Raw genomic sequence first — 12,477 nt, forward strand, 5'->3', positions numbered from 1 at the left:
GGCGTACAGGTACAGACTCCCCATCAACTCCCTATCAGGCCCCGCCTGCCGAAAGCTCAGCCCGCAGCGGTCTCCAGCGCCGCTTCATATTGCCCCAGGCAGGCCATGCCATTCAGCCGTGCGCGATGCAGCAGCGTCCGTTGCGCTTGCGCCGCGTTAGCGGCCTCGCCATGCCAGGCCAGCAGGGGTGGCTCCTGCAAGGCGCGCCCGTAGGAGAAGGACAGCCGCCAGGGCAGCGGTCCGAGCCGGTTCATGGCATCGAGATTGGCGGTGGCCTCAGTGGGCGTTTGGCCGCCGGACAGGAAGAAGATGCCCGGCAGTGCCGCCGGCACCGTGCGCTTGAGCACCTGCACAGTCTGCATGGCAACCTCGGCCGGCGCCGCGTGCCCGGTCTCCTTGCCGGGGAGCACCATGCTGGGTTTCAGCAGCATGTGTTCGAGCACCACCGCATGCCGGTGCAAGGCGTGAAAGACTTCGTGCAGCACGGCCTCGGTGACCTCGGCGCAACGCGCCATGGCGTGCGCGCCATCCATCAGCACCTCGGGCTCGACGATGGGCACCACGCCCATCTCCTGGCAGATCGCGGCATAGCGTGCCAGCGCCTCCGCATTGGCCTGGATGGCAGGCCGGCCAGGCAGCTTGTCGGACACGTTGTACACCGCGCGCCACTTGGCAAAGCGCGCGCCCTGCTGGCGATAGCCGGCAAGCCGCTTGGCCAGGCCGTCGAGGCCCTCGGTGATCTCGTCGCCGGGAGCGTGGGCGAGCGCGAGCTTGCCCTTGTCCACCTTGATGCCGGTCACGATGCCATGGCGCGCAGCCAGCTCTGGCAGCGGCGCGCCATCGTCGGCGCGCTGGCCCAGCGTTTCTTCGTACAGGATCACGCCGCTGATGAATTCACCAAGACCTGGTGCCGACAAGAGCAGGTTACGCCACACCCGGCGGCTTTCCTCGCTCGATGCCACACCGATGCGGTCAAACCGCTTGGCGATCGTCGGCCCGCTCTCGTCGGCGGCCAGCAGGCCTTTGCCCGCTTGAACCAGGGCGTCCACGGTGGCTTGCAGTTCGCTTCGTGTGTCCATGATATTGCTCCGCGAAGGTGGCATGGGAACAAGCATTAGCGCGATTGCGCAATCGCGCAAGTGAGCCGGGGGCGCGGTGCTTATGGTGGCCGCCCGAACGCTTCGCGCAGCTTGCCCTTGGCCTGCTCGAGCATGGCGCGGCGCTCCTTGGGCAGGTTACGGCCAGCGCGATTGATGTAGAAGTTGAGCATCGACATCGCCGACTGGAAAGCCGTGCCCTTGCGGCGCCGGCTGCTCAGGGCGGAACGCTTGAGCGAGGCGGCGATCTCGTCGGGGCGGTCCGAGGCGAAGAGATGCGGTTCGAGGTCCAGTGCGTTGCTGTGCTCGGTCACGTCCTGCGACCAGCGCCTCAGGGTCCTGGCGCCAGTACTGGCGCGGCCCCTTGCCGGCCGGCGAGTGGATCTCGTGGTGGCCATCTCCGGTCCTCCCACAGCTTCGTCGACATCCATTGAGCGTAGGCAACTTTTCGCTGCCTGGCGTGCTCGTATTGGGCGCGCGCCCTTTTTGCCGTTGGCATGTTGCTTCGCGGCTGTGACAGCCTGAGTGAAGGAGATCTTGCCCTGGGTGATGACCATGGCATTTTTTCGATGCCTTTTGCGGCATAGGCGGCGGTGCCTGCATTGGCCAGCGCGATGGCGCCGCTGGTCGTCTCCCTATGAAATATCCTAGGTAACGTGCCGACTCCTGCGAGCCGACATCGAATGGAGACTCGTCCTGTGAACGTGTCGGCCCCTTTCATCCGGCGCCCCATTGCTACCTCGCTGCTGATGGTGCTGGTCTTGCTGCTGGGTATCTCTGCCTATCTGCAACTGCCGATCGCGGCCTTGCCGCAGATGGATTTGCCGACGATCCAAGTGTCCGCCTCGCTGCCGGGCGCTGCGCCCGAGGTGATGGCCACGACAGTGACCAGTCCGCTCGAACGCCATCTGGGCTTGATTGCCGGGCTGACCGAGATGACCTCCACCAGTTCTCTCGGCAACAGTTCCATAACCGTGCAGTTCGACTTGAGCCGCAATATCGACGCCGCCGCGCAGGACGTCCAGGCGGCACTCAATGCGGCGTCCGGGCAGTTGCCCAAGACCTTGCCACAACCTCCAACCTACGAAAAAGCCAACCCGGCCGATTTCCAGATCATGTCGCTGGCAGTGCGCTCTGCGCTGCTGCCGTTATCGGAAGTCGACCGCTATGCTGACACCTATATTGCCCAACAACTCTCGCGCATTCGCGGCGTCGGGCTGGTCGATTTGCACGGCGAGCAGAAACCGGCGGTGCGGGTGGAAATCGACCCGATCAAGCTCGCCGCGCTGGGGCTGAGCCTGGAGCAGATCCGCGCCGCGCTGGGCGTGGCCACCGTCAATTCGCCCAAGGGCACGCTCGACGGCCCGCGCCGCTCGCTAACAGTCGAGGCCACCGACCAACTCATTCATGCCAGCGCGTTCGATGACCTGATCATCGCCTACCGCAACGGCGCGCCGGTGCGTGTGCATGACGTTGGCAAGGCCATCGACGGCGTGGAGGACGTCAAGAAGGCGGCCTGGTACGGCAATGAGCGCGCCATCATCGTGGATATCCACAAGGCGCCCGGCGCCAATGTGGTGGCCACGGTCGACGCGATCAAAGCGGTGCTGCCGGATCTGGAACTTTCGCTGCCCAACTCGGTGACGGTGGACGTGGTGAGCGACCGCACCCAGACCATCCGCGCCTCGGTGGCCGACATCCAGTTCACCATGTTGCTGTCTGTGCTGCTGGTGGTATTGGTGGTGTTTGCCTTCTTGCGCGGCATCTGGGCGACGGTGATTCCGGCGATAGCCATCCCGCTATCCATCATCGGCACGTTCGGCGTGATGTATCTGCTCGGCTACACCGTCAACAATCTGACGCTGATGGGACTGACCATCGCGGTGGGCTTTGTGGTAGACGACGCCATCGTGGTGATCGAAAACATCATGCGGCACATCGAGAACGGCGAGCCGCCACTGCAAGCGGCGCTGGAAGGGGCGCGCCAGGTGGGCTTCACCGTGGTGTCGATGACCACTTCGCTGATCGCCGCCTTCATCCCGCTGCTGTTCATGGGTGGCCTGGTGGGGCGGCTGTTGCGCGAGTTTGCGGTGACAGTCAGCGTGGCGCTGGTGGTGTCGGCGCTGGTTTCGCTGACCCTGACGCCGATGATGTGCCGGGTGTTTCTGCATCTGGACAAGGGTCGCCGCCACGGGCGGCTCGATGTGCTGGCGGAAGGCACCTTCAACCGGATGCTGGCGTTCTACCAGCGCACGCTCGACTGGGCGCTGGCGCACCGTGTGCTGATGCTGGGCGTGACGTTGGCGACCATGGCGCTCACGGTGCTGTTGTACTGGGCCGTGCCCAAGGGGTTTTTTCCGCAACAGGATACCGGGCAGATTTTCGGCTCGACCGAGGCGAGCGTCGATATCTCGGCCTTGGCGATGGCTGAGCGGCAGCAGGCGATGGTCGACGTGGTGCGGACCGACGCCGACGTAGCCGCTGTATACAGCTGGATCGGCGAGGGTGCCACGCTCAACAACGGCCGCATCGTAATCAGCCTCAAGCCGTTCGCGGAGCGCCAAGCCAATGCCGAGCAGATCATCACTCGCCTGCGCAAGCGCGCAGCCAAGGTGCTTGGCGTCACCCTGCGTATGCAGGCGCGCCAGGATCTGCAGGTGGGCGGCCGCGCCAGCCGCACCCAGTTTCAATACACGCTGGAAGATACCGACCTGCGCGAGTTGTACACCTGGGCGCCCCGGCTGATCGACAAACTCAAGTCGCTGCCGCAGGTGCAGGACGTCAACAGCGACCTGGAAAGCTCGGCGCCCGGCATGATGATCGCGATCGACCGCAGCCGCGCCGCCCAGTTCGGAATCTCGCCGCAGATGATCGACGACACCTTGTACGATGCGCTCGGCCAGCGCCAGGTGGCCACTCTTTTTACCGCTGTCGACCAATACCACGTGGTGCTCGAAGTGGACCCGGCGCACAAGCTGGACGCCAGCTCGCTCAACGACATCTACGTGCCGTCCACCAGCGGCAAGCAGATTCCGCTTTCGGTGTTCGCCTTTTTCGACGACAGTATGATCCCGCTGCAGATCAACCATCAGGGTCAGTTTCCGGCGGTGACGCTGTCGTTCAACCTGACGCCGGGCGTGGCGCTCGGCGATGCATTGACACTCGTGGAATCCACCACTCGCGAACTGCGCATGCCGGCTACGCTGCACGGTAGCTTCCAGGGCACGGCGCAGGTGTTCAAGTCGTCGTTGGCGAGCCAGCCGTATCTGATCGCAGCCGCACTGATCGCCGTCTACATCGTGCTCGGCATCTTGTACGAGAGCTATATCCATCCGATCACCATCCTGTCGACGCTGCCGTCGGCCGGCCTGGGGGCGCTACTGGCGCTGATGGCGTTTCGGCTCGACCTGAGCGTGATTGCGCTGATCGGCATCATCCTGTTGATCGGTATCGTCAAGAAGAACGCCATCATGATGATCGACTTCGCAGTGGAGGCTGAGCGAACTGAAGGACTAAGTACCGAGCAGTCGATCCGCCAAGCCTGCCTGCTGCGGTTCCGCCCGATCATGATGACCACCATGGCTGCCCTGCTCGGCGCCCTGCCCCTGGCGCTCGGCATTGGCACCGGCGCTGAACTGCGCATGCCGCTCGGGGTGTCCATTATCGGCGGCTTGTTGCTGTCGCAGGTCCTGACGCTCTACACCACGCCGGTGATCTATCTGTATCTGGACGGGCTCTCGCACTGGCTGGCGCGCCGGGTGCTGCTCCGCGCGGGGCAGCCATAGAATCGGCGCATTCTCAAGATAAGTACCCTCGTGCTTTACCATCAGAACGAAGTGCTTGCTACCATCCATGAAATTTTCTCTTGAAAAAGTTAGCCGAAGAAAACGGCACCAACCTCGCGTGATGTGAAAGTCAGACCGATCGACCTTGATCGCACGCATTTGAGTTGAAGTATGGCGATCATCAACCGTCAGCAGTTTTCGGATTCCCCGGTGCTTTGGGTGCGCGATGTCACGCTCTCTGCGGCCGACGATTTCCAGACCCAGCGGGATAAGCTCGCACGCATGATGCGTGGACGAGATGTACCAGTTCGCGGGCTTGCTGGATGGCCGATGGCACGCGCGACATCCTGGGCCCGTGGAAAATCCCGACACCCTCAGCGAACTTAAGCCAGGGCCCATTTCCTCCCGGTTCGCGGGTAGTGAACCGCCCGCGCAAACCTATAATCAGTAAGCACACGCATGCGCCCTCTCGGCGCAAAGACAACTGCCCCATTCGCCAGCCCGTGCCCAACAGACAGTCAACCGTTTTGTATGGAGGCGTTCCATGACCACCTATGTCATCCTCAGCACTTTATCTCCCGATGCGTTCAAAGAACCCAAGGACCTGAAACAGATCGCCGCCACGGTTGCGGAAAAAATCAAGGCCGAATGCCCTGCGGTCACCTGGAAAGACAGCTTTCTCACCCTCGGTCGATTCGATGTGGTGGACATCGTCGAATCGGATGACCTGGCGCAACTCGAAAGGGCGGCATTAATCATTCGCTCCTACGGACATGCAACCACCGAGACGCTGCAAGGGACGCCGTGGAAACAGTTCATCGCAACGCTATAACGGCCGCGGGTCTTATCTGCGCTCGCGCGAAGCGGGCTTCCTGGCGTGCGCCGACGGCGCCATCAACGGCGGGCAGTGCCTGCCACGATGGCAGAATTCGTCACTTCCGGTCGGAAAAAACTGTTAGACAAGCGATTTGCGAGCAGTAAGCCGACGTAGAAGCGTCTTTGCCGCAAGGAGGCAGATATGTTCAAGCATCTCTTGGTGCCGACCGATGGGTCCCCGCTCTCCGAAGCCGCAATTCGGGTGGCGGTGACGCTCGGTAAAGGATTCCAGGCCAAAATCACGGGATTTCACGCCATCCCGGAGTACCGCATCTTCACCCATCGGATCGAGATGCTGGAGGACACCCAGGAGCGGTTCGCGCAGATAGCCGAACAGCATGCGGAACATTACCTGGGGATGATCGCGCAAGCCGCGAAGGAGGCGGGGGTGCCATGCGAGACGATCCACGTGACAAGCGATCACCCTTATGAGGCGATCATCCGGGCCGCGGAGGAGCGGAACTGCGACCTCATTGTCATGGCCTCGCACGGTCGATCTGGCGTGCAAGGTCTGCTGATCGGCAGCGAGACCCAGAAAGTCCTGACCCATAGCAGGATCCCGGTCCTCGTGTATCGCTAGCCGGTGCAGCTTCCGGAATGTGCCGAACGGATAACACAAATGACGCAGGGACCCCGTGGGGTCTGCACGACGGAATTTCGTAGCCTTTTGTGGCCTTTTATAGATCCGCCCGGCAATGCGCAATATATCAAGGGGCGAGACTATGCTACCGGTGACGCCACCGCGTCTCGCCCATCGTTCATTGCATGTGCTGTGCGCCGTTGATGGCGACATTGGACCCGGTTTCAGACCCCCAAAAGCCCGATGGTCGCACCGATTTTCCCGCGGCTCCGCCACGCGACAGGGCGAACACCCTCCGTCGCTGGAGCAGCCTAGACTAGTCTACGAAGGCGACGTCCGGGCCGCGAGCGCTTCACTTGCGTTGACGAGGAATCCGAACCGAAGCGCGGTCGGCGGCACCTGAAACTGCTTGTTCGGCGGGGCGGACTCCGCCCTATTGGCTCTCGATCCACTGAATGGCGAAGCGCATCAGTTCCTTGCCGTTAGGAATATCCAGCTTCTCCTTGATGTTGGCCTGATGTGCCTCGATGGTCTTGACGCTCCGGCTCAGTTTGTCGGCGATCTCGCGGGTGCTGAAGCCGAGTCCGATCAGGTGCAGGACCTCGAACTCCCGTTMGGAAAGGCTCGCGATCGAGCCCGCCGGAATTTTTTGGGGAACCGCCAAAGCCCGCGCCAACTTTTCATGCATGGCGGCGCTCAGGTAAATATTACCTGCCAGCACCTCGCGGATGGCACTCATGACATGCTCCGTGGCCTCGAGTTTCATCAGATACCCGTTTGCTCCAGCCCGCAGCGCGCGTTCGGCAAACAGGGTTTCGTCATGCATGCTGAGGACGAGGATTGCCAGCCCTGGATAGTGTTGCCGGAGCGTTTTGACAAGATCCAGGCCGGAGTTCGAGTGCAGACTGAGATCAACAATGGCCATGTCAGGCTGGCAGGCCATCACCGCCAGAGCTTCTTCGGCACTGCCGGCCGCACAGCAGACGTGCAGATCCCCATCCAGATTCAGCAAGTGGGTTAGCCCCTCCCGGATGATGGGGTGGTCATCCACGATCAGGATCTGAGTCGCGCGGCCCAGGCTAGATGGCTTCCCTGTCATGTCGTGGACGCTCCGGTATCGGATAGCTGATGGCAACCGTGGTGCCACCCAAGGTATTGCGGGTGACCATGCAAGAGCCGCCCAGGAGGCTCGCCCGGTGGCGCAGGCTGTGAAGTCCCAGTCCCGAGGCACGCTCCATTTGTTCCAGGTCGATCCCCATCCCGTCGTCACTGATGGAAAGCCTCTGCATTCCGCCTTCGCGCTCCAGGTCGATCCAAATGTGGCGGCCCTGGCTATATTTCAGCGCGTTATTGACTGCTTCCTGTGCCGCACGGTAAAGGTTAATCTGCATCGGCGGATCCAGTAAGTCCGCATTTGACTCGATGCGGAGCGCGCAGCCTATGCCATTCAGCGCGCGGGTCGTCTGTGCCAACCCTTGCAAGGCGACCGTAAGGCCACCAGATTCCATGGCGACCGGATCCAGGCCATGGGCAATCTTGCGAGTCATCAGGGACGCCTGCTTCACCAATTCGACGATGGTAGCCGCCTTCGCGGCGGCCGGGTGGCTCTGCATCTGTAGTTCTTGACTCAAGGTGGCGCAGTAGAAGCCCAGGCTGGTGAGCTGCTGCCCGAGGCCGTCATGCAGTTCCCGGCCGATGAGTCTCTGCTGCTGATCGCCGATTCGGATCAGTTCTGCTTCCAGCAGATGACGTCGCACCATCTCCTGCTTCAGTTCATTGTTTGCTAGCTCCAAGTCTTGGGTTCGCTCTTGCACGCGCTGTTCCAACTCGACATGGGATGCCAGCAGAAGGCTATGGATGCGATTTTCCTGAGCACGTGCCGCCACCAGCAGCAGTCCGGTTACTGCCACGACATTCGCGAAGGCGCACCATTTTACGAGGCTATCCACCGGAGATTCGGCGGCAAAGGGACCGGTGCCGTTCGTGGTGCCCCAGATGGCCACGATCGAGACCAGCAAGGTTGAGAGGCTGGTGCCCAAGTGATCGAAGCGGAGAGCCGCCCAGATAATGAACGGAAAAATCGCCAGAGCTACCGGGTAGTCGCTATGCCCGGCAAGTTCGGTAGCGCCGAAGACAGCGTAACTCACCCAGAAGATCGCAACGGTCAGACCGCACGCTTCCACGGCCTGCCTTGCGGAGCGGATAGGGCTCGGATACGTGAGCAGGCTGAGCAGCGGCGGGGCCACCACGAGCACTCCCATCATGTCGCCGAGCCACCATTTCAGAAAGGCTGCGCCGTACTCGGTGACTGACACCAGGCCCCCTCCAAGGAGGGCGGTCGCACCGGTCAGCGCACTCACTGCCGTGCTGACCGTCGCAGCCAGCAGTATGAGCGCCAACACGTCCTTGATGCGGTCCAGGGTGATCTGGAATCGGGCTACCCGCTCTAACAAGAATGTAGCCGTCAAGGCTGCGGCCGTCGCGCCGAGGCCAATCGCCACGGCCACTGGCAGGGGCACGTCCACCGACATGTTGGCCAAAACGGAGCCAATGGCAATTCCGGGGGCAACCTCGGAGCCCATCACGAGCACCGCAACGAGGGCGATGCCGCTGGAAGGCCACACCAGGGACACTGCACCCCCCACTACCGCATAAGCAAGTCCCAGCTTTCCACCAGCGTAGTACGCCAATGCGACAAGTACGATGTGACCGAAGAGGATGAGCCTCGAGTTGCGCGGAATGATGACCATTGTTCGCTTCAGATTCTGGGGACAGCCCCTGCCACATCCAGTCATTTTCCCGTTAGCCGCAATGACACTCTTGCGAACGTCAGTGTCCGATGCACCTGTGGCAACTCACGAGTTTGCACCGAGTCGGTGCCAGGCGAAGTGCTGCGAATCCATGGCGCCGCAGGATTGCTATGAATCTAGGTCAGAACTCCCCGCCGTGCAGCAATACACGCACTTGCGTGACAGCGTCGTCCTTGGCAGTCGTGCCCAATAGGGCAATCCCCTAGCCGCTTTTCGGAAAAAGACCTTATTCATATGCTTACCGTCAGGGCATACATTGGAGTCGTACAAAGCTGTGGCGCCGGAGCGAAAAGAGTTCGTTTCGGGGTACTTGCAGCCACCTGAATAGGAGGTGAGAAAAATGGTAAAAACAGTCTTACTGCTCGCTGCGGCGGCTGCGGCGCTTGGCGCCGGGGTGGCCTACGCTGGCATCGGGGCGCGAGATCTCTACACCGACGGCGCTAGCGCGATGGGGCCGCGAGACCCATATACCGATGGGGGAAAGACCACAAAGTTTGACGTCTATGCCGATGGGGCGAGAATCACGGACAGACGAGACGTATTCACCGATGGCGCGCGAATCACGGACAGACGAGACGTATTCACCGATGGCGCGAGAATCACCAACCGCGATGGACTGGTTGAGGACAGCCTGTAAGGAACGGCAGAAGGGTCCGCAAAAAAAACACATGGTCGGCGCTCAGCGTCCACAGCCACAAACCAGGCAGCGCCCCCGAATAACAGCCTCGGGGGATTTTTTTTACGGCGGCCTCCCTGCCGGAGACCGGTCAAACCAGCACGCCCCTGCCACTCGAAGGGGGTAGCGGCGATTGCGGCGTGCCTATTTCGTCAGTTTCTGAGCCAGGCTGTTGCAGGACTGAAACAGATAGTGCAGTGAGCCAAGCCAGCTTGGGGTAGCGATCACATCTTCTGCACTCGCCGCGCGAAATGTTCGCTATCCCACAGTGACTTTGACAACGAAGTAACGATCCTCGAAATCTCAGCTAAGCTAGACGGGTTCGGCCGCCCACGCCTCCTTTTTCCGACAAATCCCCGCGGAGCAGACCCGATGAGCACTGCGCGCCGGATCCACGACCATCGCCGCTCCATCCTGTTCCTGGTGGCGCTGCTCGTCATCGCCGGCCTGGTCTTGGCCCTGCGCCGGCCGGTCTCGCTGCACACCGGCGTGGCGGGCGTGGCGGGCGTGGCGGGCGTGCAGGTGTCAGGCGGCGCCATCTTTGATCCCTCCGGCAATCTCATTCCCTCAGCTTATGTCGCCATGGCCTCCGACTATAGTAGCGACGAAGCCATCGCGTATCGTTATGGCCCGAGTAACTCGAAACCTTCAGAAGTATCCACTTATTGGAAGCCCGACGATAAAATTTTTTATCCTCATGGAAATAGCTGCTACCACAAGGAATTTCCCAATGATTCGTTGGATTTAACTTCAAAGATTATTTATCAACTTGGAGCTCTTGATTGCAAGAGAAACGATTTCGGTAGCAATATGGGAGACGTTATATATCGATCCGATGTTTCCACGGATCCCGGGGTCACGTCTTTATTGACATTGGATTTAAGTGCGGGATATATTACTGAGAAACCGCAGCTCCCCTGGGTATTTGGCAATAGATCGTCGAATCCCCAGTTGAAAAATTATGTCCCCGCCAATGGTGGTGTCTTGCCCACGAAACCCATTGCCATGGGTCGATGCAGTGAGCACGACTGCGCCCAATCCCTCGTTGCTTTTCAAAACGGTTTGATTGCTTCGTTTGGAAGCAATACCGCATCTCACTTTGCTTCCGTGCGGTTGCCCGCGGGTAAAGTGCCTACAGCGATCGCTATTACGACGAATTCCGAGTTTGCCTTGGTGACGATCTGGGACACCATGAACTTCAAGGGCCAGGTGGCAGTACTTGCTCTTGGAAGCCTCGCTGACGGTAGCCACGTAGGCGGCCCCTATGATTCCAGCCCGATGTCATGGCCGGGGCTATATCCGGGCTTGAGAAATATGTCCAATTTTGTATTTATCAAGCTGCTGGGTTTCGTTGATCTGCCTGGCATGGTGACGCCAACGGACATCTCCGCGGCTACTGACTTTGGTGTGATGCAAGACAACAACACGCAAGGATGGTTGATTGATCCAGTGGGGCGTACTGGCGCCGATAGGTCGTATCAGGATCTCAACCCAAGCGCTGGCAGCGTCAATCAGAAAAGCTTCGCGGTTGGCGGACTTAACGGGAAACTGATCTCGCGTTCCGGCGTAGCCGCAGTGATATCAAAATCCGAAAAGAAAGTGATATTCTTGAACCTGAAACCACTTTTCGATAAGGTGAATAATACCTACTTCCAGGGAACCCCTGCTTCTCTGCGCTCCACACTTGCAAACACCGGCCTTGGAGAATCGCAGTGGCCTCAGGTATTTTCTTTCGATAATTATGCGCCGACCATCATCAAGACGATGAACCTGCCTCAAAAGCCAACGGTGGTGAAGGTTTCGATTCTGGCAAATCCCGGACAAGCCTGGATCGCAACCGAAGATGGGATTATTCATGCGATCTCTGTGGCGGGCGTGCAATCCGGAGCGAACCCGGATCCCGACCTGATCAGGGAAGTGAACAGCCTTCAGGTCGGCAGGAACCCAACCAGCATGGCGCATCATGTGAAGGTGGGGCTTGGCAACTCGAACACCGAGCTTTGGGTGGTCTCGCGGGGGGAGCAAAAAGTCCAACTCGTGGATATGGCAAAATTAACGATTGAAAAAACCCTTCAGGACTCTCGCATTGTGGATCCCATCACGGTGGATGAAACCCAGCAAAGCCCTCTGCTGACCAGCGTGATTACCATTTCCGATTACGCAGGAAAGCAAGTGATGAATTACCGTTATGCTCCGATTTCCTTGCAGGGCGGAAATGCGCCGCTCAATATTGGCATCGGCCAGTCAGGGCATGATCTGTTTGAGTTTGGTGGCGCTTATTCGGTACCCGGCAAGCCGTTTAATTTTACGCAAAGTAATGTACCATGAGCGACCTTCCGGAGCACAGCGTGATCCAGCGGGTTCAATGCTTTTAACACGAGCAGCATCCCAACAGCTCGGATAAGTTGCCACAGCGATATGGCGACTTGCCGCGTAGGCAGGCGCGGCGGCCAGGAGGCCTTTCAATGATTATCAACGCCATTCAGACGGGTTCCGTCTTGATCGTGCCTTGGGTATCCGGGTTCGGGTCAGTGACATGCGGCTCGCCGAATTGCACGAGATAGGCATCGCCGTAGTCGACGCGTACCTCTCGCGCCGGGTTCTCCGGAGCGAACAGATTGTCCAGTGCAACAAGGGCCGCGATCGCTTCGGT

The 12,477-nt window shown here is 60.2% G+C and carries 8 protein-coding genes; 4 read left to right on the top strand and 4 right to left on the bottom strand.

Annotation, left to right across the window (positions count from 1 at the left end):
• Positions 1 to 56: 56 nt before the first annotated feature.
• Both AC1DQ3_RS32110 and AC1DQ3_RS32115 read right to left on the bottom strand, forming a co-directional pair.
• The gene (locus AC1DQ3_RS32110; RefSeq protein ID WP_477124160.1) at positions 57 to 1,079 is read right to left on the bottom strand and encodes a class I fructose-bisphosphate aldolase; all 1,023 of its coding nucleotides are present in this window, start codon (positions 1,077 to 1,079) and stop codon (positions 57 to 59) included.
• A gap of 80 nt (positions 1,080 to 1,159) precedes the next feature.
• Positions 1,160 to 1,495 (bottom strand): DUF3175 domain-containing protein, encoded by a 336-nt coding sequence (locus AC1DQ3_RS32115; protein ID WP_477124161.1) that lies wholly within the window; start codon positions 1,493 to 1,495, stop codon positions 1,160 to 1,162.
• Between the two features lie 285 nt (positions 1,496 to 1,780).
• Between AC1DQ3_RS32115 and AC1DQ3_RS32120 the strand changes: the two genes are divergently transcribed.
• The 3 genes from AC1DQ3_RS32120 to AC1DQ3_RS32130 all read left to right on the top strand — a co-directional run bounded on the left by AC1DQ3_RS32120 (position 1,781) and on the right by AC1DQ3_RS32130 (position 6,338).
• Positions 1,781 to 4,882, top strand: a complete 3,102-nt coding sequence (locus tag AC1DQ3_RS32120; protein ID WP_477124162.1) for an efflux RND transporter permease subunit — start codon at positions 1,781 to 1,783, stop codon at positions 4,880 to 4,882.
• Positions 4,883 to 5,426: 544 nt separating this feature from the next.
• Positions 5,427 to 5,714, top strand: a complete 288-nt coding sequence (locus AC1DQ3_RS32125) for a GYD domain-containing protein (RefSeq protein ID WP_477124163.1) — start codon at positions 5,427 to 5,429, stop codon at positions 5,712 to 5,714.
• Positions 5,715 to 5,900: 186 nt separating this feature from the next.
• A complete protein-coding gene (locus AC1DQ3_RS32130; RefSeq protein WP_477124164.1) occupies positions 5,901 to 6,338 on the top strand; it encodes a universal stress protein in 438 nt (145 codons plus the stop codon).
• 433 nt (positions 6,339 to 6,771) lie between these two features.
• Here AC1DQ3_RS32130 and AC1DQ3_RS32135 read toward each other — a convergent pair whose 3' ends face one another.
• Both AC1DQ3_RS32135 and AC1DQ3_RS32140 read right to left on the bottom strand, forming a co-directional pair.
• Complete coding sequence (locus AC1DQ3_RS32135; RefSeq protein ID WP_477124165.1) at positions 6,772 to 7,437, bottom strand: response regulator; 666 nt, start codon at positions 7,435 to 7,437, stop codon at positions 6,772 to 6,774.
• Positions 7,418 to 9,088 carry an MASE1 domain-containing protein gene (locus AC1DQ3_RS32140; protein ID WP_477124166.1) on the bottom strand — a complete coding sequence of 557 codons (1,671 nt, stop codon included), beginning with the start codon at positions 9,086 to 9,088 and terminating at the stop codon, positions 7,418 to 7,420. The genes AC1DQ3_RS32135 and AC1DQ3_RS32140 overlap by 20 nt, the downstream gene beginning before the upstream one ends.
• Positions 9,089 to 10,196: 1,108 nt before the next feature.
• On the opposite strand from AC1DQ3_RS32140, the gene AC1DQ3_RS32145 reads away from it, so the two are divergent.
• Positions 10,197 to 12,152, top strand: coding sequence for a hypothetical protein (locus tag AC1DQ3_RS32145; RefSeq protein WP_477124167.1), 1,956 nt, complete (start codon positions 10,197 to 10,199; stop codon positions 12,150 to 12,152).
• Positions 12,153 to 12,477 lie beyond the last annotated feature (325 nt).

Source organism: Cupriavidus sp. 01T418 (genome assembly GCF_056398885.1).

What these genes read in the sequence shown, in the direction of transcription:
- AC1DQ3_RS32125 (WP_477124163.1), top strand. Translation starts at nt 5,427, where the DNA reads ATGACCACCTATGTCATCCTCAGCACTTTATCTCCCGATGCGTTCAAA.
- AC1DQ3_RS32130 (WP_477124164.1), top strand. Translation starts at nt 5,901, where the DNA reads ATGTTCAAGCATCTCTTGGTGCCGACCGATGGGTCCCCGCTCTCCGAA.
- AC1DQ3_RS32145 (WP_477124167.1), top strand. Translation starts at nt 10,197, where the DNA reads ATGAGCACTGCGCGCCGGATCCACGACCATCGCCGCTCCATCCTGTTC.
- AC1DQ3_RS32115 (WP_477124161.1), bottom strand. Translation starts at nt 1,495, where the DNA reads ATGGCCACCACGAGATCCACTCGCCGGCCGGCAAGGGGCCGCGCCAGT.
- AC1DQ3_RS32110 (WP_477124160.1), bottom strand. Translation starts at nt 1,079, where the DNA reads ATGGACACACGAAGCGAACTGCAAGCCACCGTGGACGCCCTGGTTCAA.
- AC1DQ3_RS32120 (WP_477124162.1), top strand. Translation starts at nt 1,781, where the DNA reads ATGGAGACTCGTCCTGTGAACGTGTCGGCCCCTTTCATCCGGCGCCCC.
- AC1DQ3_RS32140 (WP_477124166.1), bottom strand. Translation starts at nt 9,088, where the DNA reads ATGGTCATCATTCCGCGCAACTCGAGGCTCATCCTCTTCGGTCACATC.